Raw genomic sequence first — 25720 nt, forward strand, 5'->3', positions numbered from 1 at the left:
GCCGGGCGGGTGGTTTGTTCCCGCCCGGCGTGTGGGTGGTGTGGTTAGACGTGGGCGACGGTGGTGACGCGGGTGGCGACGGCGTCGGCGAAGTCGCTGGTGCCGGCGGTGCCGCCCATGTCTTTGGTGGTGGTGCCGTCCAGGACGGTCGCTTCGATGGCTTTTTCGACCAGTTCGGCGGCTTGGAGGACTTTCTCGTCGTCGAACTTCGCGCCGAGCCAGCGCAGGAGCATGGCGGAGGAGAGGATCATCGCGATGGGGTTGGCGATGTTCTTTCCGGCGATGTCCGGGGCGGAGCCGTGGGAGGCCTGGGCCATGGCGTGGGTGTCGGAGGAGTTGATCGAGGGTGCGATGCCCAGGGATCCGGCGACTTCACCGGCGAGGTCCGAGAGGATGTCGCCGAACATGTTTTCGGTGACGATGACGTCGAACTTGTTGGCGCGGCGGACCAGGTGCACGGTCATGGCGTCGATGTGGAAGTCGTTGACGGTGACGTCGGGGTACTGCTGTGCGACCTCCTTGCAGACGTCGCGGAACAGGCCGGTGGTCATTTTCAGGACGTTGGCTTTGTGCACGATGGTCAGTTGCTTGGTCCGGGACTGGGCGAGCTGGAACGCGGAGTGTGCGATGCGTTCGGTGGCGGCGCGGGTGATGATGCCGTGCATGATCGCTACGTCCGGGGTGGGCATGAACTCTCCGGTGCCTGCGAAGGTGTTCCGGTCGGCGTAGAAGCCTTCGGTGTTTTCGCGCACGATGACCAGGTCGGTGCCTTCAACGATGGCGTTTCCGCCGGGGAAGGCCTTCGAGGGGCGGATGTTGGCGAAGAGTCCGAAGTGTTTGCGGATGGTGCCCGAGGGGTTCAATGCGGACTTGTGCGGTTCGGGGTAGGACGCGCTGTCGTGCGGGCCCAGGAGCCAGCCGTCGACGTCGGCGAGGGCTTGGAGGGTTTCGTCCGGGACGGCGGTGCCATGGGTGTCGATCGCTTCACGGCCCAGGGGCAGTTCGGTCCAGTCGATGGCCGGCGCTCCGGCAGCGGCCATCGCGGCGTCAAGGATCTTCACGGACGCGGGAACGATTTCCGGGCCGATGCCATCGCCGTTCAGAACGGCCAATCGGTACTGCTTGGATGTAGTCACGGTATTTCCTTTTCTTTATAACCAGGTCTCGTTGACGGACCAGGAATCAGTGGGGGCGATCAGCCGGTAACGCTGATGGCGCCGGTGAGGATTTGGAAGCCGATGAAGGCGAGGCAGGCACCAGCAACCCAAAGAATCGAGAACTTCTGGAACTCTCCGAGGTCCTTCTTCAAAAGCCCGAGGAGTACCCACAGGGGAGCAGACGCAGGTCCGATCATGTGGGAAATTTGGCCTACGACACCTGCACGGGCGATTTCATTGGCGTGGATGCCGTACTGCGACGCGGACTCGGAGAGTACCGGGAGGATGCCGAAGAAGAAGGCGTCATTGGACATGAAGAATCCGAGCGGGATGGCAATGACGGCCGTAAAGAGCGGAAGCAGAGCACCCATCGACGTCGGGACGATGCTTAGCAGCGCATCAGCCATGGCCTGGATCATGCCGGAATCAGACAGGATCCCAGTGAAGACGCCGGCGGCAAGGACGAGCATGACAACGGGTACGGCGCTCACTGCGTGTCGCTTGATGGATTCGCCTTGGTCATGCAGCTTCGGGTGGTTGACGAGCAAGGCGATAACGAAGGCGCCAATGAAGAGGACCACCAACGGTGCGACTCCGGCAATCAGGAGAACCAGCAGCAGGATGGTCAGGCCGGCGTTTACCCAGGTTCGCCAGGTAGGACGTTCGCCGATGTGGTGAGTGCCGTTCTTGATCTCCGCCGCCAGTTCAGCAACGGCGGCTGCATCGACGTGCTTCCTCTGCGACCGGCCAAGGATGTAGGCGACCGCGAGAATGAACGCACAGGTAAGGGCCAAAGAGGGGATCAGGCTGACGAAGTATTCAGTTGCATCCAGCTGCAGCACGCTGATGGCCCGGGTGGCGGCGCCTCCCCAAGGAGTGGACCCGGAGATGAGTCCCAGTGACATGGCAGCGACCGTTGCAATGATGAGGGGGTTGATCTTGAGCTTCTTGTAGATGGGCAGGAAGGCCGAGCAGATGATCATGTAGCTCGTGGTGCCATCACCATCCAGGGCCACGGCCATGGACAGCACAGCAGTGCCGACGCAAATCCGAACCGGATCTCCCTTGGAGAGTCGAAGAATGAGCTTCGATATGGGATCGAAGAGCTTGGCGTCCATCATGACGCCGAAGTAGAGAACTGCGAAGAGGAGCAGAACGGCGGTCGGAGCGACCGTCTTCAGGCCAGACATGACCATGTCTCCCAGGTCCGGGCCGAAACCTGCGATCACAGCGAACAGGACTGGAGCGCAAATGATGGCCACAAACGCGGTGGCCCATCTGCGCATGACTGCGATCATAAATGATCCGAGCGTAGCGAATCCGACGACGGCGAGCATCGTTACTCCTTGATGTTGAGGGACTGACTCCCTGACGGCAACTCTGACGTGCTGGGTCCCTTGCCGGTAACCCGGTCCCTCAACCTCTTGGGTCGGGCACGCTTTCGACGGTAAACCTAAAGTGGTCGACCAGTCAAGTAAGTGGTCAAGTGGTCGACCACTAATCGACTTTTCGGTATCATCAACCACGTGAACAGAAAATCCATCACCTCGCTCGATGCTCCTGACCGCAATCTGGGGATGGAGCTGGTGCGAGCCACCGAAGCCGCGGCGATCCGGGCCGCCCCCTTCATCGGCAAGGGTGACAAGAACGCCGCCGACGGTGCGGCCGTGGACGCAATGCGGCATTTCCTCGGTTCCGTCGCCTTTGATGGCGTGGTGGTGATCGGTGAAGGTGAGAAAGACGCCGCGCCCATGCTGTACAACGGAGAGCACGTCGGCAACGGCACAGGGCCTTCGTGGGACGTTGCTGTCGACCCGATCGATGGCACCAGCCTCACGGCCGCCGGACGTCAAAACGCACTTTCGGTCATCGCCGTCTCAGAGCGCGGATCAATGTTTGACCCCAGTGCTGTCTTCTACATGGACAAGATTGTCACCGGCCCGGAAGGCCGCGGGGTCATCGACCTCAGGCGACCGGTCGGTGAAAACATCCGTGCCCTCGCCAGAGCCAAGAGTGTGGCAGTTGACGACCTGCAGATTGCGGTCCTCGATCGCCCACGGCACTCGCAGTTGATCGCTGATATCCGGGCGACCGGAGCCTCCACCAGGCTGCTGCTGGACGGTGATGTGGCAGGGGGGATCAATGCCGCTCGGCCCGATTCACGCATAGATATGTGTGTGGGGGTCGGCGGAACTCCCGAGGGCATAATTACTGCCTGTGCGGTGAAGGCGCTGGGTGGGCTCATCCAGGCGCGTTTGGCGCCTATTGACGCCTCTGAGCAAGCGAAGGCCCTCGAAGCCGGCCATGACCTGGATCGCGTGTTTGACCAGGACGATCTGGTTCGGGGAGACAATTGCTATTTTGTGGCCACTGGTGTCACCGACGGCGCACTCGTGGACGGAGTTCGGCGTATGCCTGGATTTGTTCGAACCACCAGCATCGTCCTGCGCTCCCACTCAGGCACCATTCGCAGGGTCGTTGCCGATCACCTCGAATCCAAATGGTACGACTCCGAATAGCAGCCAACCTTTCACGCCGTTTCATAAAATACGAAGGAGATTCAGTCATGACCGGAGCCATCATTGTAGGGGTAGACGGCAGCGTCACAGCTAAGAGTGCCGCTGATGCCGCCAGGGACCTGGCCCTATCGCTTGGTGCGGCGCTCCATGTTGTCACGGCCTACGACGACGACGGCACCATAGTGTTTGGTACCGGAAGTGACCATCGAGTGGCCAGCCATGAAGCGAATGCGGAGAAGACGGCGCAGAAGGCTGCTGCCGAACTGAGCTCGGCCAATCTCAAAGTCACCTACGCGGCTGTCCGCGGAACCGCGACTCAGGTACTGCTCGACGAAGCAAGGAGGGTCGAAGCCAGAATGATCGTTGTCGGCAACAAGGGTATGCACGGGCTCGGCCGTGTACTTGGCAGCGTCGCTAGCAGCGTGGCCCACAATGCTCCTTGCGACGTCTACATTGCCAAGACGGCAGGCTGACGCTCGCCTGGTTTGTAGTATGGCGCTGCCTCTGCTCTCCACTTTTAGGACCCAATTAGCTTTCCGGCGCCGGCACGCGGAATCGCAACACGCAACCCGACAGCCGGGGCCGGCGCCGGGATCACCGTTGATGCAAGCTAAGGGCAGGTTCGTAATCAGGGCGTGCACCACACAACTTTCCAGACAGTAGACGGTCCAAGGTCCTCGCTTCCGCGGGTGCGTGGGTTATATGAGGGGGTATCCGCGTAGGGCTATTCGTGTCCAGCCTTAGCCTTGTCCGGGCTTGTCCTGTCCCTGTGAGACCGGTGTGCAAGACGGCACTACAACAGGCAACCACTGACCCGCTGAACATTTGGCCCGCTTGTCGGTCCATGTGGCGGAGTCCCGGCGAGGCAAATCATGCTATTCAGGCTCCGCCATGCGTTCAGTTCGTCGTCGTCCATTATTTCCGTGGCACCGCTTCCGCCCAAGAACATGAGCGATCTGCCATCGCTACGAAGAGAGAAAACGGTGTGGACATTGTCCACACTTTCTACCCTGGACTGCCTTGTACAGCCGCCGGACTGGCCCGGATTCCGCATATTTCCGCCATTTCCCAGTGTTTCCAAGGCTTGGAATCCCGTTCGAGTCCCACCTCGGGCACGGCATACCCCCTCGTCAGAGGGGGTTTTTGCTTTAAAGTGTGTACAAATGTGGACACGAGTCTCTGATGTGTGGTGCCGGCTGGTGCCTGGCCGCCGGTTGGCCTGTTCAGTTATGGGGGAGTGGGGTCAGGGCTTTGGCTGCTAGGCCCTCCGCTCGCTCTGAACTGGTGTTATGCGTTCCTCTCTTCGTTCGTCCGGTAGGTCGTGGTTTGCCTACACCTCTTCATGGGTAGAGGGACTGAGGGCAACATGACTTCGGGATCCTGCGACAAAGTTTTTGGTTTTGGCTCGTTGCTGGAGTCAATCGGCTGACTGGGGAGAGCTTTGTCAGGTCATGGGTCGGCGCGGCGTGGGGGTGTTGTCATCGGATTGGGGTCCAGACAGGTCTTCGTCGTGGACGGATGGCTCGCATGGCGGGGTGATCCCGCGAGGTGAGTCTCGACGCGCGGCTTGCACCGAGCGACGTAGTAACCGCGTATCCAAGTGCGTTGTCTGGCACAACGTTGCTTTAGGATATGGCCTGTTGTTTTCAGACGGGGCTACCGTTCCCTTGGTGCTACGTCTTGGTTGCCCAGCATGACTCGCCACTGTTTGCAACCATGTCTCGATGTGGGCCAGTTCTAAGTAGTTGGTAGGCCTCTAGCCAATCAATTTCGGGCAAAGTGGTCCATCCTATCCGACTGAGTTGCCTCGACCGGATCACGTCTGGTCGGACAATTAACGGCGGGTCTGGTGGCGCGGGACTATTCGTTGATGGGTTGCGCTAATAATTCTGAGTCTTGCACCGATGCCATGTTATTCGTTGAATCGACCAACTATTCAACAGTATGGGAACCTGAGCCGACGCGAGTGCCTCGGCGGTCAGTGGTCGTTGATGGACGGTTTGGGGGTGACACGCGGAGGTCTTGCCCGAAGGGCGACGGCCAGTGTCGCCGTTGCTACGTAGCCCACGACCACGGTACCTACGCAGGGGTTAGTCCTATCCCAGGCCTCATCCCGGCCTTAGCAGTGCGCGCAGTGGTGTTGTCAACACCTGAACCCGGTCTCGCCGTCGTCGGAGCCGGTAAGCGCGATCTTCCGTACGATGCCGGGTACACGGTCCTTTTGGCCGCGTCCGGGGTTGACGGCCAAGCAAAGCCCGAGGCCCGTGGCGTGGTCAGGAAGCTGTACGACCACCACACCGTGCTGGAGAAGACGAGTGGCCTCGACGTGGGGGATGTTGCTCAACTCGGGATCTCCCACCCCTGCTCGGCATTCGAACGGTGGTCAAGTTACCTCGTCACAGACATGGAACGACGCGTTGTTGACGTATGGCAAAGCAGTTTCAACCGATCAACAATTTCCGGATAGGCACTGGCTTCCTAAAGGGTCTGGGGCGCCCAGTCGTCGGTAGACCAGACCTCCAGCCAGGCATCCGTTACGCAGACGGCACCTTGAAGAGATCTAACGAGAGTAGCGGCCCGCCCCGGAAAAGACTTGAATGTAGCGGTCATGTGGGCATTGCTGTCAGCTGTGACCGTGTAAGCAACGCTTTGCACATCCGTGCCCCGACGATGGATGACCGACACGAGCCGGAGAAAGGCGGAAGCGCTGGACGGGGATGGGGCGACGCTGACGTTGACGCGATAGACGCATTCGAGCAGATCAGCGTGATTCATCGGATTTTCCTTCCTGAGAGTGGGTCACGAAATGTTCACTTTCTACGGTGCACCAATCCGGTGTAGAGCGTCTTGTACAAAAAGAACAGCATCGGACCCGTTTTCTGTGTAACTTGCACCGACATGAAACCGTGGCGCTGTTCAATGCTTGGAAGCGCGAGTATCGTACAAGCGTCCTGGTGACGGGAAGCGTCCAGCAGGGCGATCCGTACATGTTCGCCTGTGCCCCATAAGAGAGAGTTCCATCATGGTCGATTTACACTACCCCTCCGGGGTTTCTGGCACGGCGACGCTCGGCCGCCTTTTCGATCGACTTGGCTCCACGCTTCTCTCCGTTGAGGCCGGACCCTTTGATCCGGCAACCAGCGTCAGCGCGGTGGCTTTCTTCGATCCGTATGATCCGCCGACCGTGGTGCCAGGTACGGTGGTGCTTTGGGTGGGAACGGCGAGTGCGGAGGCCGCTGCCCAGCAGATAAGGTCCTTTTCGTCCGATGGGGCGGTGGCCCTCGTGATGAAGGAACCAATCCCAAATGAGCCGGAAATCGCGGAGGCCGTCGCCGAGACGGGCATCGTGATCTTCGGACTCATTCGCGGTGCTTCCTGGATCCAAGTAGCGTCGATGCTTTCTTCAGCGCTGAGCGTCCTTGACTCCAACGGGCTCGCGGTGGGAACCGGTTCCGACGAACCTACGGATCTTTTTGAACTGGCGAACATGGTCGCGGACCTGTTACAGGCGCCCGTGACCATTGAGGACCTATCCTCGCGGGTCTTGGCCTTTTCCGCCGACCAAGCCGGCACTGACGAATCGCGCCGGCTCACGATCCTTGGCCTGCAAGTGCCAGATGTCTACGAGGATGATCACCGTGCCCAAGGGGTCTTCAGACGCATTTACACATCTGACCGTCCGGTCTTCATCCATCCGAGCATTCCGACCGAGTTTCCCCGTGTGGCCATGAGGGTGAAGGCCGGCGAGGAAGTGCTTGGATCGATCTGGGCGGTGGTGCACGAACCTCTTACGGACCGGCGCGAACAGGGTTTTGTAGAAGCAGCAAGCGTCGTTGCCCTCACCATGTTGCGTGCCCGGGCAAGTTCTGACTCGTTTGCCAGGCAGCGTCTGGGACTCGTGAATACTTTGATCGAGGGAGGTCAGCAGGCGAGGGACGCCGCCAAACAATTGAACATTGCCTCGCTTTCCACCTGTGTCATCGCCTTTGGAACCAGGCATGGGTTCGCTGATGACGCGCTTCGTTCAGAAGCCGAGCTGCAGCGGGTGGTGAGTTCGCTGAACATGTACCTCCACCCGCTGTCCCCAGGGGCGCTTGCGGCCCTGGTCGGCGGCACCATCTATGCTGTGGTGCCCCTCCGCGCCAACGACGAGCGTGCTCAGCAGAGGGCTGTTCGGCTGGCCCGTGAATTTATTGCTCGCATGGATTCGACCAGTAGATTTCTCGCGGGAGTCGGTTCAGTAGCTCTCAGTGCCGCGGATCTCGATCAGTCAAGATCAGAAGCGGATGCTGCCCTGCGCGTCCTGCAAAGTGGCGCCGTAGACAAAGGACCTGTTCAGACTTTGGACGATGTGCAGGTGGCATGGCTGATGCTGCGCATTGCCAGCACGTTGGCAGACGATGGTGTCCAGGTGAGTGGGCCGCTTGCGGTACTTATCGCACACGACGAACAACACAACACGGCTTACGTCGAAACCCTTAAGAGCTGGTTGGAGCATTTTGGCGATATCAGGATGGCCGCTGACGCCGTCCATGTGCATCGGAACACGTTCCGATTTCGTCTCGCGCGGCTTTGCGAGATCGGCGACATCGACCTTTCCGACGCCGACACACGGTTTGGTCTCATATTGCAGCTACGCCTTTTCGGCTGAGAATTCATGGCATGGGCCCCCGCCCAGCAGTCGGTGTGCGGGCGGCATGGTCGACGGGTGAAGCATTGTTCGATCGAACGATGTTTAGACGCCCCCCAACGGGCAAGGTTAAGTTCGTTGGCCTCTTGGCAAACACACCCGCGGTTCACGCGCACCGAAAGGAATTCTGCATGAACATCATCGAAGTTGAGCTGATAACGGTAAGAATGCCGCTCAAGAGCCCATTCACCACTTCATTCAGTACACAGACCGAACGACGGCCTCTGCTGGTGAAGGTTACAGCCCTCGAAGACGGTGTGCAGACCATCGGCTGGGGGGAGTGCGTGGCTATGAGTGATCCTCTATATTCCGAGGAATACGTGGACGGTACCCGGGCAGTTCTCGAAAGGTATCTCGTGCCCATGCTGTTCGCTCATCAGGCAGCTGGCCACGAGATCACGGCGGAGACGGTGGGGCACGTACTTCGACCGATTATTGGACATCGGATGGCGAAGGGCGCCCTGGAGATGGCGATACTGGATGCGCAGCTGCGTGCCAGCGGACGTTCTTTCGCCTCGTATTTCGGAGCCACTGTTTCTAAGGTTAAGTCGGGGGTGTCAGTCGGGATTGCGGACTCCATTCCCGAACTCCTCGATGTCGTGGGAAACTTCCTTGCCGAAGGGTACGTGCGGATCAAGCTCAAAGTGAAGCCTGGCTGGGACATTGAGCCAGTGCGCGCGGTTCGCGAGAAGTACGGCGACATCCCTCTTCAGGTCGACGCCAATGCCGCCTACACGCTGGCCGATGCCCCCACACTTCGCAGGTTCGATGAATTCGATCTGCTGTTGATTGAGCAGCCGCTGGCCGAGGATGACCTGCGGCAACACGCGATCCTCGCAAAGACGATGCGGACTCCCATGTGCCTTGATGAGTCCATCGTGTCCGCCGAACGAGCTGCCGACGCGATTGCGTGGGGCGCAGCGGATGTCATCAATATCAAAGCGGGGCGCGTGGGCGGGTACGTGGAAGCAAAACGCATCCATGAACTCGCACGCGCCAACGGTATTCCGGCGTGGTGTGGTGGAATGCTTGAGTCAGGCCTGGGACGAGCTGCGAACTCGGCGCTGGCGGGCTTGCCCGGATTCACGCTGCCGGGCGATATCTCGGCATCCGACCGCTTCTATGAGCAGGACCTCACTGAACCGTTTGTGTTGGAGGATGGATACATCAAGATCCCGACAGCACCAGGACTTGGCGTCGAGCCAATCCCAAGTGTGCTCGCCGAAATGACGGTACACACAGCATCCGTGCGTCCGGACCGTGGCTAATCCCTGCCAAAAGTCCTGACACCACAGTCCCGCACTAATCGTCCATCGCAGACATTGCGACGGTCTCGGCAAGGCCCTTCCAATCATTCTGGCGGGGCCTTGCCTGTGTTTCGGCGAAGTGGGCATTCTCATGTCCGCTAACGCAGGAGACTACCCAGGGGTTGGTCAACTCGCACTGTGTACCGCTCACATTGAGTGCCGACGCACAAGAAACCCGGCCAGTCCCTCCGGCACGCTTATATGTATGACTGAAATCACTCTGGGCAATGCGTCCAACGTCGCCGCGCGGGCTCACGAACTCGCAGAAGCTGCTGCCGCCTCGGCCGGCGTCACCGTGCGGACGATTAGCGCACCCGACGAACTCTCTGATGCCTATGAGCTCTACAAGGACACATGGCGGCCAGATGCGTCGAATCTAAGTATGACCCTGGGCATCCTGAGGGTATTGGCCAAGACAGGAAACTACGTATCCGGAGCATTTGTTGGATCCAAACTCGTCGGGATGAGCGTCGGCTTTTGCGGACAACCTGATCAGCGCTCCCTCCACAGCCACATCACCGGCGTTTCCAGTTCAATGCAGGGACGCAAGGTCGGGCAAGCAATCAAGTTGCACCAGCGCGCCTGGGCACTTGAGTCATCAATGCACACGATAACGTGGACAGTTGATCCACTCGTTCGACGGAACGCATTCTTCAACATCGTCAAACTAGGCGCCGTCCCAACGGAGTACCTTCCGAATTTCTACGGCCAGATGGACGACGCAATCAATGGGTCCGACCCATCAGATCGGCTGCTCATCACTTGGGATCTTGAAAGCGAAATCGTTGGTTCTGTTAGCCCCGGGAGTCCGATGCATGTGAGGCCGCTGCTTGAGGCAACTGAACTTATTGTGACGGACGCGGACGATCACCCGCACGTTTCGGCCGCCTCCCAGTCAACAGTTGTCGCAGTGGCGACACCGGAGGATATTGAGTCACTCCGCCGGACACATCCCGGCGCAGCACGGGCATGGCGCTCCGTTGTGCGCGAATGCTTCATGCGCGAATTCGCTTCCGGCTCTCGCGTGGTGGGCTTTGATAGTCGTGGCTCGTACATAGTCGACAGAAAAGAGAATTCACAAAAGGGGTAAATCGATGAATTACACCCAACAGCCACCACACGAATAGAAGAATGGACTACACCTATGACACGCCTTCGGGATCTTGGACTCGGAATCGGTTCTTTTGCCCCGGGGCACCACAACGCAATAACGGACGTCGCCGGAGTCCGCGTCGGTCATACGACCCTCATCTCCGGCACAAGTCCATCATCTGACGGTCCGGTGCGTACGGGTGTCACTATCGTCCAGCCGCGTGCCGGCAACGTGCGCGACAAGCCCGTATTTGCCGGTGCCGTCAGTTTGAACGGCAACGGTGAGTTAACCGGCCTCGAATGGGTCCGTGAGAGCGGGCTGCTGACAACGCCAATCGGGTTGACGAACACCTTCAGCGTCGGAGTGGTCCGCGATGCGATAGCCGAATACGACACGCGAACCTCCGGAACGGACACGTACTGGTCGATGCCGGTCGTTGGCGAAACATACGACGGCGTAATGAACGATATTCACGGCCAACACGTCACCGCCCAACACGTCTTCGATGCCCTCGATGCTGCGCAACCCGGTCCGGTGGCCGAGGGAAACGTCGGTGGTGGAACCGGAATGCTTTGCCACGAGTTCAAAGGAGGAATCGGCAGCTCTTCCCGGGTCTTGTCCGAGATGGACGGCGGATGGACGGTCGGTGTTCTCGTGCAGGCGAACTATGGCACTCGGGAGGCCCTCCGCGTGGACGGCGTACCTGTCGGATCCCTGATTCCCGCGTCGGAGGTGCCCCCTCCGATTTCCTCCCGTTCTTCTGCCGCGTATCACCGCCTTCCCGCGGGTGCCGGTTCCATCATCGTGATCGTGGCGACGGACGCGCCGCTGCTCCCGGGTCAATGCCGTCGTCTTGCGATGCGTGCCGCCGTCGGACTCTCTCGCGTGGGCGGTGCCGCATCCGATTCGAGCGGCGACATCATGATTGCGTTTTCAACGGGCAATGACAGCATCCCCGGTGAGTACTACGGGAGCCCGGACCTCACCATGACCCACGAGCTGAGGGCAGTCCCACACCAACTACTGACTCCTGTTTTCGAAGCCGTGTCCGATGCAACGGAAGAGGCCATCCTCAACGCGATGCTCGCCGCGGAGGACATGACTGGACGTGATGGAATCGTTGCGCATGCGTTGGATGGTGAACGACTCCTGGAAGTGATCCACAATTACCGTGGATCAGGACGTGGCGAGGCCACCGACTCAACCGCCACGGCAGCCTGCAACTGAACAGGGCACTACCGGCTACAAGCGCCGCTGCCTCACGGCTGATCGCAGCCGCGGTTTGCGTTGATTCATCCACTGGAACATGCCCAGCTGTCACAGATGTGTCATGGGAAACGGGACTATTCAGCATGTAAGGGCTCCCGAGTGCTACGCCGATACGTTCCGGTCCCGAGGATCAGTAGTGCTGCGGCCTCGTTGGCCACCGGTATCCAGATATTCAGGCCGTCGCCCCCACCCACCTCAACACCAAGCTGAGCTAGTTGTACTGCCCAGGAACGCTGGCTAAACGGCTGATGGGCAGTACACATGGTAAGTAGGGGTTTGTTGTCAAGAGGGTATGAGCGAGCGGTCCGCGGCTGGTTGTCGTGGACCGCTTGTTTGCGTTCGTTCGGGGCTAGTCATGGTGGCTGGCGCGTCTTGATCGACTTTGGGCGCTGTCAGGCTGATATGCGCGGGTTGGTTACCGCAGGACGAGGATTTCGGCTGGACGGGTGCCGCTGGTCTAGCAATATCGGGCGTCGCCGGTTGTGTTGCCCGGTTGTCCACAGGCGCATCGCAGGTCTCCTCCACGCCAGCAAGCCATCAGGCCTGGCCGGGAAGGGCACACGTCTATGCATCCATCCATGGCTGTTCCTGTTGACCGGTGCGGCGAGCGACCAGCACCAGCCGGCCAGTTCACGGGCGACGGCTACATTGGCGATGACCCGGCGTTTATGGCGGGCTTCGAACTGGTCCCATTGGTGATGCAGGCGGTGGTTGCCTTGATGACCACGGACGCGGGAGCGCTCGTCGGCGGCTTCCCATCGGGCACGCGTCTCACGGCTGACGTTGTCATAGGGGCGACGGCGGTGCCGGGAGGCGCCGGGCATGGTGTTGCCTGTCTTGGTGATACCGCCCAAGGACCTGGGAAGCTCCGGAGGAATGTTCCGTCGGTAACAGTCCCAGGTACGCGCCGATGGTGCTGGCGGTGAAACGGGTCCAGTCACCGATCTGCACTGCCAAGCCAAAGGCGGTGAGCACGGAAATCCGACGCAAACACATCAACGCCCGGACGACAGGGGCGTAACGATCAGTCGCGGCCGGAGCAGTGATCTTCGCGTCCAGACAGTTCCTCCGGTCCAGTGTCAGTTCGGCCGCTTCACGGCTGACTTCGTAGGCCGCTTCCAAGGCGGGGTACTCGAAGTGCTGGCGGTGCAACAGGTGTGGTGGGCATCGGTCCAGGCCTCCCCCCCGGAGTAGACCAGGCGCGGCGCAGCAGAAGTTTGGAAACCCGTTTCCCCGCCCGCATAAGGTCCGCGCGGATGTCCTCCCGTGCGCGCACCAGATCCCGGGCAGCCTCGTCTGCACTGGAGGGCGCGGCAACCAAACACTCGATTCCGGCACCCGGTCAGTACGCGGGCCAACCAAACCCGGTAGCGGCCGGCGCAGCACTCGCAGCCTCGACCCGCGTGCGCCGTCCGAAGATGGGTCCTCCCTGGGCCGGCTGCGACCGAGCGCAATCAACCACATAAATCTGTCGCCTCGCACTAGTACAAGAGAACCCTGCTACTGGCTCTTCCGGATTCAAGATGTAGTGTGCGCCACAACATGGGTCCAGGTTTGTTGAGTCATTCCAAAGCGGCGCCACTTTGTTGCGGGAGCGTCCGCAAACGGCCCCACCGAACCGATCACTGGCCGCCTGGCACACCTCCGCGGCTCAGCGCTGAGCTTCCGCAAGCTCACCACCACCCAGATCACAGCTGGACTCCGGATTTCAGACCGAAACCGGGGAGGACCGCTCTTGGTTCAGCCATGGTATTCATGAGTTGTCCGATGTGACAATCCTCAATCCAATATCGCTGCACCATGCACTGTACATGATCTGCGTCACGCTGGAAGACTTGAATGTATGAAAAGCCCAATATCCACGGATCAGAGGATTGGCTTGCCTCCGCCAACAACCAAACCGTCGCCTGAACACAACGACGAGGTTGTGCCGCAGAAAGTCGCGGTGGCTGGAGCTCGCAACCCATGGATTGCATACGTCGCACGCCGTCTTACACGTTTAGTAGTTTCGGTCGTAGTCCTCGTCACCGCCGCATACTTAATGGTTCGTTTGTTACCTGGGGATCCTGCGAGGCTGTCGCTGGGTGCCGACGCAAGCGCTGAACAAGTATTACGCAGGCGGGCAGAGCTGGGCCTCGACGACTCGTGGCTTAACCAATACTTCCATTTCTGGGAAAGACTCTTTCACGGGGACCTGGGTATTTCCTATGGCAACCGGCTCCCAGTATTCGATATCATCGTCCAGCGAATGCCGGCGACGTTGGAGCTAGCCGTCATTACAATCGTCGTAATTCTTGTTACAGGCATTCCGCTCGGAATGCTGGTCGCTGAGTTGACACGAGGCGGTCGCAAGAAGTGGCTGGACACCACCTTCTCCGCGATCACGGGGTTCTTTACCGTGGCTCCAGTGTTCGTTGTTGCAGCAATTTCTATCTTCCTATTCGCGATAAGCTCCCCGATTTTTCCAGTGGCAGGTCGTTCAGGACCGTCCTCTTATGTATTGCCCGTCCTTTCGTTGGCATTACCTTCAGCCTGCGCTATTGCACGCATTGTGCGTGCCGAGACGTTTTCTGTGTTGGAAGCAGACTTCGTTAGGACGGCGAGGTCCAAAAGAATTAGTAAGGGTCGGCTGTATCTACGGCACATCCTAGCGAATTTGGTTACGCCAACGTTGACGATGGCCGGCTTGATACTGGGAGGTCTGATTGCGGGCAGCGTATTCGTTGAGACTGTGTTCGCGTGGCCGGGAATGGGGTCCACCGTCGTCGGCTCCATCGCGGATAGGGACTACTCCTTGGTGCAGGGCATAGTCCTGGTCTATGGCGGAATTATTTTGCTTATTAACCTCATCGTGGATCTGCTCATCGCGGCATTTGATCCACGTTCTAGAATCACAACGACTTAGAGGCACTCATGTCATCGACCAACCAAGACCCCATTGCAGTAAGTACCGGTCGGCTTCGGTCACTCATGCAACAGGCTCGAACGGCAACGGGTGCGACTGCCATCTTTGGGACTCTCGCACTCATTGGAATTGCAATTTTTGCTCCAATTCTCTTTGGAGAAAAAGCGGCCGCTGTGGACGTAACCTCCATTGCTCAAGGCCCCAGCCCTGACCATTGGTTGGGTACTGACGCTTCAGGCCGCGACATTCTCCTTCGGACGCTTGTCGCCACACAGCTATCCCTAATCTATGGAATGGTGGCGACCGTCATCGGAGTGACTTTGGGCATCGTTATCGGTTGCCTGCCCAGTGTCCTGCCGCCAGCTATAGGGCGAATGATCGTTGCGTGCGTGAACATGATGGTCGCTTTCCCCTCCTTGCTCCTGGTGCTCTTCCTCGCCGTAATTTTTGGTCAGGGAACCACAGGCGCCGTCGTAGCCCTCGGTTTGGCTTACGTACCGAGCATGGCGAGGCTATGTCAGACCATGTCCGCCAGCGTTAGCGGCCGTGACTTCATTAGCGCCGCAAAAATTCTCGGTGTTCCCAGATTTATGATCCTCATTCGGCACATCATCCCCAGCATCACAGATGTGGTGGTCGTCAACGCAACGATGATCGCGGCGGGGTGTCTCACTGCGATGGCCGGCCTTTCATTCCTGGGCCTCGGCTTGCAGCCTCCCGCCTATGACTGGGGCCGGTTGCTTGCTGAAGGACTGTCCAGGCTCTATATTTCCCCAGCTGCGGCCTTGACGCCTGCACTGGCTGTCACGCTTGCGGGCATTGTCTTGACAATGCTTGGGGACACTATTGGGCGCGCGTTGGGCGTGAATTCGGTAATTTCGATTCGAAAGATGGCGGGTTTTCCGGGCCGGAAGGACACGACGGAGCAAGCACTGGAGGTCGAAACCCAGGCGCAGGGGCGATCAGAAAACGTCCTCTCAGTTCGGAATCTGCACGTTTCATTTCCCGCTCACGGAAACTGGATAACTCCAGTACGCGGTGTAAGTTTTGATGTTGCGGCCGGTGAACGGGTGGGCATTGTGGGAGAGTCTGGGTCAGGGAAGAGCCTCACGGCCCTCGCAATCAGCCAGCTCATTGAAGACCCTGTTCGTGTCGATGCGGACACCATCACGTTTGATGGTGTGGAACTTGCCGGTTTGAGCCGGCGAGAAATCGACTCGCATGCATCCAAACTCGGTCTCACAATGTCAATGGTCTTCCAAGACCCCATGTCTTCCCTCAATCCCTCAACACGAATTGGTCCACAGGTTTCTGAGGTCGCCAAAGTTCACGGACATCATTCGGCGTCTGTCTCAAAAAAGATGGCAATCGATCGCTTGGACGAAGTGGGGATACCTGATCCCAAACTACGTTTCAACCAATATCCCTTCCAGTTCTCCGGAGGCATGCGTCAAAGAGCCATGATTGCGATGGGCCTTATGGGAAATCCACGCCTGATCATTGCTGATGAACCCACCACAGCGCTTGACGCAACTGTCCAAAGAACAGTCCTCGAAGTCTTGAACCGAGTTTCAGTTGAACACGGTTCAGCCGTGATGTTCATCTCCCACGACATAGCGTTGGTTACCGGGTTCTGCGATCGGGTTCTGGTCATGTACCAGGGAGAGCTGGTCGAAGACATATCAACTCCGGATTTGGTCGCTGGTCTGGCCGTCCACCCTTACACACGTGCGCTCATGGCCTCAATCCCAACGCTGACAACAGACAAAACCCGTCCGCTGGCAACAGTTGGTGACTTCATGAAGGAGCGGTCATCATGACGGCACTTGAATTTCAGAATCTCGTAGTGAATTTCGGACATGGATCAAAGACAGTTCGTGCTGTGAAGGACGTGTCATTTACTGTACCCGCCGGCTCGACCGTTGGCTTGTTGGGGGAATCCGGTTCAGGCAAATCGACTCTTGCCCGGGTAGCTATAGGCCTGGAGCGTGCCTCTTCAGGCGAAGTCCTTTTGGATGGGAAGTCCCTGCTGGGATCCGGTAGCGCCAGCAGACGCCACCGACGGGCTGTCCAAATGGTCTTCCAGGATCCATACTCCTCACTGAATCCTCGAATGACCATCGGAGATTCGATCATTGAGGGACTTCGCGCGGGTGACAGGAAACCTGGAGAGTCAACAATTGTACGGCGATCAAGACACGCGCTCATTGCAGAGACTCACCAGTTACTTGAACTGGTGGGACTGGATCGTAGTTTCGCGTCAAGATACCCCCAGAAACTCTCTGGCGGGCAACGTCAAAGAGTGGCTTTAGCTCGTGCTCTCGGCGCCAAGCCGTCGGTTTTGCTCGCCGATGAAATGACGTCTGCCTTGGATGTTTCCGTTCAAGGGACCGTCTTGAACCTGTTTCGCAAGCTCCAGTCGGAACTGGGTCTGACCTCCTTGTTCATTTCACACAACTTGGCAATTGTTCGCTATGTATGTGACTTCGTTGCGGTCATGGACAAAGGAAACCTCGTGGAGTTCGGTGCCGTGGACGAAGTTCTGGCCAACCCCCAGCATCCTTCCACACGGTTGCTGATCGAGGCAGTCCCGCAAGTCGGAGTTCCGTTGTTCGAGGCTGCAGGAGCCAGAAGTGCTTCCGAATCACAGAGACTCATTTAACCAGCGACGACTTTGCTATACCTCTCTCCTGGAAATCACTAACTTGAAGGATGCTTTCATGAACAAAAAATTGATCCCCTGTGCTGCGATTTTTGCCGCAGGAGCCCTTGCCTTGAGTTCCTGCGGTTCCAGCCCGGGCGAAACGGCATCTTCCGGGAAGATCGTGACCGACGGGACACTGAAATTCACAGGTACTACAGATCCCGGGAACCTATTCCCGCTTGTAAATCCATCTTCAGACGGCAAACAGGTGATGGCCTTTGGCTATGATAGTTTGATTTCTTTGGATCGTGATGGAAAGCTAAGGCCTTATTTGGCTGAATCATGGACGGCGACGACCACAGAAGCCAGCTTCACCCTGAAGTCTGGAATTACCTGCAATGACGGATCTGAATTGACCGCCCAGACAGTAGCCGATAATTTCACCTGGATTACGGATGAGAAGAATAACTCGTCCGAGTTGGGCGCGACCGTTCCGGAGGACTTGAAGGCCACGGCGGACAACGCGACGCGAAGGGTTACGTTGACCTCGACGACACCATCGCCCTTCCTCATTGAGAACGTCGGCCGTGTATCCATTGCATGTAGCGCTGCCCTCAAGGACCCCTCCAAATTTGCTGGAGCTTTTGGCGGAACGGGTCTCTACAATCTCACGGACGTGAAGCCAGGAGAAAGCTACACGATGACCCGCCGTTCAGGGTATAGCTGGGGCCCCGAAGGAACAACTTCTGAAACTCCAGGACTGCCGAAGTCTGTAGTGATCACTGTTGTGAACGACAACACAACACGGGCCAACCTGCTTGCTTCCGGAAGCACGAATGCTGCCTATGTCACGGGGGCGGATGCCCGACGGCTTAACGCACTTAACATGAAGGGCCTTTCCATCCAGCTTGCTCCTAGTGAGTTGTTTTTCAATCAGCGAAGTTCACGAGTAAATTCAGATCCTGCGGTTAAGAAGGCCTTGGTACAAAGCACGAACACCTCGGAAATCATCGATATTCTTGCTGGAGGTAAGGGAAGTCCTGCCCAATCCCTCCTTATTGGCGGGGAGCCACGCATCTGTACTCTCGACGACGTCTACAAGTCCATTCCGGCATTCGATGTGAATGCCGCGGCTAAGACGCTTGATGATGCCGGATGGAAGATGTCGGATGACGGCGTACGCAGCAAGGACGACCAAAAGTTGGCCATCACGTTCGTTTACCGCGCTGGAGCTGAGAAGGATGCGGCTTTTGAGCATCAGGCAGACGTATGGAAGAAACTGGGAGTTGCGGTGACCCTGAAATCTGCAGATGCCCCGACCATAATTGACATGCTCTTTACGCCAGGATCATCTGATTGGGACGTTGCAGACATGAACGTCAGCAACTATTTTCCTAGCGTACTGGTTCCTTACTTCAGCGGCGAAACATCGAATAACTTTTCGAATATTCAGAATCCTACCTACAACAAGAATGTTGCTGCAGCAATGAAGACTGTCGGAGTTGCGGGATGTCCTGAGTGGCAGGCGGCAGAACGCGCCCTCGTCTCGGATGCAGATGTCCTTCCGTTGGGATGGACCGAGAACACGGTCTTCATTCAGGGATTCACGGCTAGTCAGTCTGGCGTTATTGACCCTTGGTCGATCCGCCTGTCTGAGTAACTGCCAGGGAAAAAACACTCTGGTTACCGGTTCAGTTTTCTCCCGCTGGGAACAATAATTCTTAGGAGCATTAATGTCCGTAACAATTCCGTCAGATCTGTTGAGCACGCCGGAATGGCAGGAGAGGCTTGATTCTCTCGCCAAGAAGCACGCCGTCCCGGGAGTGCAGGTCGGTTTGATTGCTCTTGATTCAGAGGGCGAGGTTGATCTGCGTGTTTTGACGACCGGGGTGACCAGTCTCGCCACTGGTGTCGAGGTCACGCCGGAGACGATCTTCCAATACGGGTCAATCACGAAGATCTGGACCACAACTCTCATCATGCAGTTGGTTGACGAGGGGAAACTCACTCTCGATACCTTGGTAGTTGATGTTCTTCCTGACTTCAAAATCGCTAACTCTGATTATTCGGGCCTGATTACCGTGCGCCACTTGTTGACACATACAAGTGGCATTGACGGTGATCTCTTCACTGACACAGGGTATGGCGATGACTGCATTGAGAAGTACGTTGCGTCGTTGTCCACAGCCAGCAGCATTACTGCACCCGGAGGACCGTTGAGTTACTGCAACTCCGGGTTCATCGTTGCCGGAAGGATCATTGAAGTTCTCCGCGGGAAGGCCTGGGATGATGTGCTGGTTGATTATCTCTATGAACCGTTGGGCCTCAGCCACGTCATCACCAGGACTAAGGATGCCCCGCTGTTCCGTGCTGCAGTCGGTCACCTGGCAAGTGCAGATCCGACATCCGAGGAACGGGTTGTCCCGACCAAGGAATGGGCTCTCGTTAGGGCCAACGGCCCGGCCGGAGTAATTACGGGCACAGTTGAGGATCTGCTCATGTTTGCATCGGCCCATATGCGCGATGGGCTCGGACTGAATGGCAAGCGAATCCTGTCCGAGGAATCAGTGCGACTTATGCGGACGCCGCAGTTCGACCTATCGACCGTCTCCACTGTGGATCAGGCATGGGGCTTGGGGTGGGTTTTGTCGGACTGGGGGACTGCGACTGCTGTTGGCCATGCCGGCGCTACTATCGGCCAGAATGCCATTCTTCACACATTTCCCGAAGCAAAAGTGGCCATGAGTATCCTGACAAACTCACGCGGTGGGTCTCTTCTGGCAAAGGAGTTGGAGACTGCAATTGGTGCTGAACTGGGACTCACCTATCCCAAACCCGTCGCTGAAGGCGTCAGCGATGACTTCGACAGCAGTGGGCTGCTCGGTACCTATGAAACTACTACGACTCGCTTCGAGTTGACCCGGCGGGAGGACGGGCAGCTTCTGCTGGCTGCTTCCGCAAAGCTTGACATAGATGGGGAACCAGACGGGCAGCCATCCCAGGTTCACATGCTGTCGAATTCCAGATTCATGGCTGATCCCGAAGGATCGGCTTCCGAATTCCAACACTTAGTAATCGATGGCGTTGAATTTCTTTATGGCGGCCGGCTTTATAGAAAAGTATCTGACTAGATTCTTGTCGTAGTGACACCCGTCCGCGTCAGCCTGCCAAGGGCTGGCGCGGACACCCATCAATATCGATGTGCCCGTTTCTCGCCGACCGGCGCCAAATCCAGGTAAGAAGCCTGTAATGACATCCAGGAGCAGCAAGCATGACAGAGTTCTCGTATCTTGACGCCGCCCGCGACGTTTCCGTAGACATGATTGAGGCGTCGTTGGGACTGGTCGAGCGGGAATCGCCTTCGGGTGACCACCTTGCACTTGAATCGTCTGCAGCCTATGTGGCCGAGCTCGGACAGCGGCTACTCGGGCAGCCTCCTGAAATAGTTCGCACAGGGAATGTGCCGCATTTGCTGTGGAAGATCGGGTCGGGTGATCGCCGGGCCCTCCTACTTGGACACCACGATACCGTTTGGCCAATTGGATCCTTGACCGAACTTCCCGCACTGGTTGTCGATGGGATCATGCGAGGGCCTGGATGTTTTGACATGAAGGTCGGCATTGTCCAAGGTCTCTTTGCTTGCAGCCTCATTATCGAGCATGAGGGCCTGGATGCTCTTGATGGCGTCACCATACTTATCACTGGCGATGAGGAGACTGGATCCCAAACATCCCGCTCACTCATTGAATCGGAGGCCACACAGGTCGAGGCGGTGCTTGTGCTCGAAGCGGCCGCCCCCGGCGGTGCATTGAAGATCGCCCGCAAAGGCGTTTCATTGTATGAAATTGAAGTGAGAGGCAGAGCGGCCCATGCCGGCCTTGAACCGGAACTCGGGATAAACGCCGGTCTCGAAATGGCAACGCAAATACAAAGAATTGCTGGACTTGGTGATCTGAACGCTGGCACGTCTGTCGTACCGACCAGTGGAACTATCGGGACCACCACGAACACGGTCCCTGCCTCGGCCTTGCTGACGGTAGACGTACGAGCCGAAACGTCGGAAGAGCAAAATCGAGTCGATTTGAAGATTCGTGGACTAACAACCTTGAACCCGGAGGCGTCTGTACATGTTTCAGGAGGCCCAAATCGCCCACCCATGGGGTCAGATATGTCGAGTGTCCTCTTCGACCATGCAAGGCGAGCCGCAAGAGTGCTGGGCCTCCCCGAGCTCGAAGGAGTTGCTGTTGGTGGAGCATCTGACGGAAATTTCACGTCCGCACTCGGAATACCCACCCTTGACGGCTTGGGTGCGGTCGGCGGTGGTGCGCACTCTGTTGATGAACATGTGGTTGTGGCATCCATTCCAGAGCAGACGGCGCGCCTGGCGCAACTGCTATCCGGGCTGATTTCCACTCGATCGATGCCTTACTAACCTGCATCGACCCTTACGAGTCGGTACAGAAGCCTCCGCTAAGACTGGGTGCAGAGATGCCCCCCAAGAGAATCAGGTAAACCTGGAAATGACTTCAACGAAGTCCACACAACCCGCCCTTACCCACCCTGCTGCAGTAGAAGCATTTAGTCGTGTCCCGCTCATTGACGGACACAACGATCTTCCTTGGGCCTCCAGGGAAACCGCGAATTACTCAGTCGAAGGCCTTGAACTCGGTTCCCGCTTCAATACTGATATCGACAAACTGCGGCGCGGAGGAGTTGGAGGACAGTTCTGGTCTGTATTTTCACCCGCGGCCCCAACTGAATCTGAATCTGTGCAGTTCACTCTCGAACAGATCGATTTTGTGTACAGAATGCTCAAGAGGTATCCGGAGGCTTTTGAACTTGCCCGCACCGGCGAAGATGTACGGAGAATTTGGCGGGACGGACGAATTGCTTCTTTACTTGGTGCTGAAGGCGGGCACAGCATTGGCAGTTCACACGCCACGTTGCGCATGCTGGCCCGGCTAGGCCTCAGGTACATGACGCTTACACACAATTCAAATAACCCCTGGGCCGACTCGGCCACCGACACGCCAATCAATGGAGGTCTCAGCAGCTTTGGACGCGAGACCGTGAAGGTGATGAACGAGCTTGGTGTCCTTGTTGACCTATCGCATGTTTCCCCAGACACAATGAAGGATGCGATCGAGACATCCACATCCCCGGTCATCTTTAGCCATTCCGCATGCCAAGCCCTATGCCGGCACCCTAGGAACGTCCCTGACTCCATCCTGAAAACACTTCCAGCGAATGGAGGCGTCATCATGATCGCGTTCGTTCCAGCGTTCCTTGATGAGGCTTACTATGCGTGGGATGTGAATGGTCGAGTCGGATTGCGGCCCTCTACGACGATCAATCACCTGATTGAGCACATTGAACATGCTCGAGATATTGCGGGTATCGATCATATCGGCCTGGGAAGCGACTACGACGGGTGTGACGACTTTCCCGATGAATTGACTGATGTCTCGAGCTTCTCCGTGCTCATCGAGAGACTCGCTGAACGAGGCTGGTCATCAGACGACCTAGCCAAGTTGATGGGCGAAAATCTGCTGCGCGTTCTCGACCAGACAAGTGCCCAGGCCCTCTCTGCACTCGACTAGAAGATCACGGCCGTTTGCACAACGTTCATTGACCTACCTGAAACAAGGCGCAAGTGAATAACTATTCATCACCAACTGGCGAAACGAGGCTCGGGATCATTGCTGGGTCTGGTCCCGAAGCCGGCATTGACTTGTGGACGAAAGTCCTTCACCACAACAGGGTCATGCTGGGCACCACTTATGAGGGCGATGTCCATGCCCCGCACGTGATCATTGCTTCTGTTCCAGAACTCGGATACTCGATGGAACTGGAAAAGCGCGAAGAGCAGGTTTGGCGCGCATTGGAACATACTGCCCGACAGATTTCTCCGCAAGTGGATTACTACGTGATTGCCTGCAACACTCTGAACTACTTTGCTGATCGGCTTGACGCCCTCGAACTCGATGCACGGTTGATTACCCCATCGCAGGTAGTCGTCGAAGAGTTACGTCGCCTCAACCATCCCGCCGATCATGGCGTGGCGTTGCTCGGCAGCAGGCAAACCATGGACTTGGGCAGTTGGTCGTCATATGCGACTCTCGCGGAACACTTTAGTGTGGAGTTGCCTGTCGAAACCGAGTCCTTGCACCATCTCATCTACGACGTCAAGGTTGCCGGCGGCTCAACGCCCGAAATTGAACGAGAGTTTCTCACACTATGCGCCTCACTTCGAAGCGACGTGGTACTTCAAGCTTGCACGGAACTGCCGCTTATCGATGTCGATAGTACGCGCGCAGGAAAGAAACTGATTGATGTTTCAGACCTCCTGGCGCGAGCTCTCGCGATGAAGTCCGCCTTGCGCCACCGACGGCCCCCACAGCAACCTCGTCCTGCGGCAACCACCCCGCGAATATCAGTCTGACAACGACCAAAGTCCATCACGAGCCGCACCCGCCAGGACAAGCGCCCGAACCAACGCAAAAGAGCGGTCCACGACAACCCGGCCGTGGACCGCTCACCTATGCTCCCTTGACTGCAGTCAACTTTGGCCGCTCTGGTCTCGACACTCAAGCAGTTCCGCGGGGGGTGGCGGGGTACCGGGGGAGCCGGGCTGTCCTGATGGGCCGGATCAGATTGTTCGCGGCCGCTACCATCACCTAAAACGTCATCGAGGGCGTCGTGGCACAGTGCGCGAGGGGTTGCGGATTTCTCGGCCTGATCGGTTGTGGACTGGAGTCGATCGTGGAGGTTGCGTCCGCGGCGGCCCTGTCCTTGCAGTTCTCTGTGAAGGATCCGGAGAAGCATGAGCGTGTGACGCTTCGAATCATCGCCTTGTCCTTCTTTGCGCCGATGCCTTTGTATCCGTTGACGCTGTGAGATCCCTTGCCGGCGGGGGAGAGGCCCAGCATGCAACCCCGGGAATCATCATCGCTGCCCTGATCATCGCGGGCATCGCCGTCCGGGAAGGTGTCGATGCCTGGCGCGGCGACGCCTGCTGCGCAGGCGAGCCCGGAGTGGTCTCTGCCCCTGCAGATGAGGCCTGACGCTGCCGTGAATGGCGCCCCGGTGGCCGACTGCTGCGAGGGGTGCGACGCCAACGATACGGACGACCTCTCAAGGTTCCCGCACCGTCCGTGAATATCTCCGGCCAACCAGGAGCTCGAGTGTTTTAGTGCGTAACTCTTCTTGCCCCTTGGAATTCTTTGGGCGAAGTAGCCAAGTTCGCATCATGTGGACTACCTGGATCGTTAGACGGTCGGAATTGGCGATGCCCGCTTTTGGTCAAAAGGCTGCTTAGTAAAATTGCTGTTGGTCTAAGCACTCGACAAAGCCTACGAAAACGTGACCCTGGATTTAGTTCTGGCCGCACCACCCTCTGCCCTTGCCGGGCTTGCCGCAAAAGCACGACGAATTGCTCGCAGATCTGGGCATCAAGACGGTGAGCGATCCGAGCAGCAACAAGTTCTTCGGCACGGCCGGCGTGCTCGTGGCCGCTGTCCGGAAAGCTAGATAGAACCTCGGCGCTGGACGGCGGGAACTTCCCGCCGTCGTTCGTTTCTCAACGCAGAATCTCCACCAGCGCCACCCACGAGAAATCACCGCCCCAATGAGCTCAACGATGGTTCCGAGCGCCACCACCCGCAGCCCCGCTGGGACCGACAACACCAGCAAAACGCCGCCCACAGCGAAGATCACCAGCCGGAGTACGAAAGACACGATGTGCTGGACATCCCAGCGGAGCGAATGACCTGGGGTGTCGTCCTCAGGATCGCACGGGTGTCCAGCGCGGCGATGGCCCCTCCCGCGAGAGCTCCCCCAGGACTTCGACGCCAAACATCCACAGCTCATAGTCCGGGATGAGCGCCGCACACGCCAGGACCACGCCAAGGATCAGCGCGGATATCGCGGCGATCGCCCACGTTGAACTCGCCCCAAGAGGCCAGCGCCGATTCCATGTGCCGCAGATTAGCCACACCGGACTGTTCGGGGGAAGGTCCACCGCTGGCACTAGTTATCACGGTGGCAGGGACCGCCAACGGTATCGGATTTCTTCTTATCCCAGTGAAGCCTCCCGGGATCTGGGCTGGGCTGACGAACATCGCAATACTCGGAGGC

Annotated in this window: 21 protein-coding genes; 18 read left to right on the forward strand and 3 right to left on the reverse strand. The window is 58.0% G+C overall.

Annotated elements, in window-relative coordinates; genetic code table 11:
• Positions 1-44 precede the first annotated feature (44 nt).
• Positions 45-1136 (reverse strand): isocitrate/isopropylmalate dehydrogenase family protein, encoded by a 1092-nt coding sequence (locus tag BMY91_RS08025; protein WP_090820731.1) that lies wholly within the window; start codon positions 1134-1136, stop codon positions 45-47.
• Between the two features lie 59 nt (positions 1137-1195).
• The gene (locus tag BMY91_RS08030; protein ID WP_090820733.1) at positions 1196-2494 is read right to left on the reverse strand and encodes a CitMHS family transporter; all 1299 of its coding nucleotides are present in this window, start codon (positions 2492-2494) and stop codon (positions 1196-1198) included.
• Positions 2495-2734: 240 nt separating this feature from the next.
• Between BMY91_RS08030 and glpX the strand changes: the two genes are divergently transcribed.
• From glpX to BMY91_RS08070, 7 genes are all read left to right on the forward strand, one after another.
• Positions 2735-3676 carry a class II fructose-bisphosphatase gene (gene glpX, locus BMY91_RS08035; RefSeq protein ID WP_090821712.1) on the forward strand — a complete coding sequence of 314 codons (942 nt, stop codon included), beginning with the start codon at positions 2735-2737 and terminating at the stop codon, positions 3674-3676.
• A gap of 47 nt (positions 3677-3723) precedes the next feature.
• The gene (locus BMY91_RS08040) at positions 3724-4149 is read left to right on the forward strand and encodes a universal stress protein (protein ID WP_090820735.1); all 426 of its coding nucleotides are present in this window, start codon (positions 3724-3726) and stop codon (positions 4147-4149) included.
• 1436 nt (positions 4150-5585) lie between these two features.
• Complete coding sequence (locus BMY91_RS08045) at positions 5586-6143, forward strand: type III PLP-dependent enzyme domain-containing protein (RefSeq protein ID WP_256212642.1); 558 nt, start codon at positions 5586-5588, stop codon at positions 6141-6143.
• A 555-nt stretch (positions 6144-6698) separates the two neighbouring features.
• On the forward strand, positions 6699-8327 hold the full coding sequence (locus tag BMY91_RS08055) for a PucR family transcriptional regulator (RefSeq protein WP_090820739.1): 1629 nt from the start codon (positions 6699-6701) through the stop codon (positions 8325-8327).
• Between the two features lie 170 nt (positions 8328-8497).
• Positions 8498-9634: an o-succinylbenzoate synthase gene (gene menC / locus BMY91_RS08060; protein WP_090820741.1), complete on the forward strand. Its 1137-nt coding sequence runs from the start codon at positions 8498-8500 to the stop codon at positions 9632-9634.
• Between the two features lie 244 nt (positions 9635-9878).
• Complete coding sequence (locus BMY91_RS08065; protein ID WP_218143829.1) at positions 9879-10763, forward strand: GNAT family N-acetyltransferase; 885 nt, start codon at positions 9879-9881, stop codon at positions 10761-10763.
• Between the two features lie 54 nt (positions 10764-10817).
• Entirely contained in the window at positions 10818-11993 is a 1176-nt protein-coding gene (locus BMY91_RS08070) for a DmpA family aminopeptidase (RefSeq protein ID WP_090820743.1), read from the forward strand.
• 828 nt (positions 11994-12821) lie between these two features.
• On the opposite strand, the gene BMY91_RS23625 is transcribed toward BMY91_RS08070, so the two are convergent.
• On the reverse strand, positions 12822-13499 hold the full coding sequence (locus tag BMY91_RS23625; protein ID WP_090820745.1) for a transposase: 678 nt from the start codon (positions 13497-13499) through the stop codon (positions 12822-12824).
• Positions 13500-13878: 379 nt separating this feature from the next.
• On the opposite strand from BMY91_RS23625, the gene BMY91_RS08080 reads away from it, so the two are divergent.
• The 11 genes from BMY91_RS08080 to BMY91_RS23395 all read left to right on the forward strand — a co-directional run bounded on the left by BMY91_RS08080 (position 13879) and on the right by BMY91_RS23395 (position 25118).
• Entirely contained in the window at positions 13879-14940 is a 1062-nt protein-coding gene (locus BMY91_RS08080; protein ID WP_090820747.1) for an ABC transporter permease, read from the forward strand.
• Between the two features lie 8 nt (positions 14941-14948).
• The gene (locus BMY91_RS08085; protein ID WP_218143830.1) at positions 14949-16760 is read left to right on the forward strand and encodes a dipeptide/oligopeptide/nickel ABC transporter permease/ATP-binding protein; all 1812 of its coding nucleotides are present in this window, start codon (positions 14949-14951) and stop codon (positions 16758-16760) included.
• On the forward strand, positions 16757-17602 hold the full coding sequence (locus BMY91_RS08090; protein WP_090820751.1) for an ABC transporter ATP-binding protein: 846 nt from the start codon (positions 16757-16759) through the stop codon (positions 17600-17602). Before BMY91_RS08085 ends, BMY91_RS08090 begins: the two co-directional genes overlap by 4 nt.
• Positions 17603-17660: 58 nt before the next feature.
• Entirely contained in the window at positions 17661-19244 is a 1584-nt protein-coding gene (locus tag BMY91_RS08095; RefSeq protein WP_090820753.1) for an ABC transporter substrate-binding protein, read from the forward strand.
• Positions 19245-19317: 73 nt separating this feature from the next.
• Complete coding sequence (locus BMY91_RS08100) at positions 19318-20715, forward strand: serine hydrolase domain-containing protein (RefSeq protein ID WP_090820755.1); 1398 nt, start codon at positions 19318-19320, stop codon at positions 20713-20715.
• 140 nt (positions 20716-20855) lie between these two features.
• Positions 20856-22016, forward strand: a complete 1161-nt coding sequence (locus BMY91_RS08105) for a M20 family metallopeptidase (RefSeq protein WP_256212643.1) — start codon at positions 20856-20858, stop codon at positions 22014-22016.
• A gap of 88 nt (positions 22017-22104) precedes the next feature.
• Complete coding sequence (locus BMY91_RS08110; RefSeq protein ID WP_090820757.1) at positions 22105-23184, forward strand: dipeptidase; 1080 nt, start codon at positions 22105-22107, stop codon at positions 23182-23184.
• Positions 23185-23237: 53 nt separating this feature from the next.
• Positions 23238-24026 (forward strand): aspartate/glutamate racemase family protein, encoded by a 789-nt coding sequence (locus tag BMY91_RS08115; RefSeq protein WP_090820759.1) that lies wholly within the window; start codon positions 23238-23240, stop codon positions 24024-24026.
• Positions 24027-24346: 320 nt separating this feature from the next.
• Complete coding sequence (locus tag BMY91_RS23630; protein WP_371261030.1) at positions 24347-24481, forward strand: hypothetical protein; 135 nt, start codon at positions 24347-24349, stop codon at positions 24479-24481.
• Positions 24478-24648 carry a hypothetical protein gene (locus tag BMY91_RS23635; RefSeq protein ID WP_371261031.1) on the forward strand — a complete coding sequence of 57 codons (171 nt, stop codon included), beginning with the start codon at positions 24478-24480 and terminating at the stop codon, positions 24646-24648. Before BMY91_RS23630 ends, BMY91_RS23635 begins: the two co-directional genes overlap by 4 nt.
• Before the next feature lie 338 nt (positions 24649-24986).
• Positions 24987-25118 (forward strand): hypothetical protein, encoded by a 132-nt coding sequence (locus tag BMY91_RS23395; protein WP_256212644.1) that lies wholly within the window; start codon positions 24987-24989, stop codon positions 25116-25118.
• The last annotated feature ends 602 nt before the right edge of the window (positions 25119-25720 follow it).

This window comes from Arthrobacter sp. yr096 (assembly GCF_900108925.1).
GTDB lineage: Bacteria > Actinomycetota > Actinomycetes > Actinomycetales > Micrococcaceae > Arthrobacter.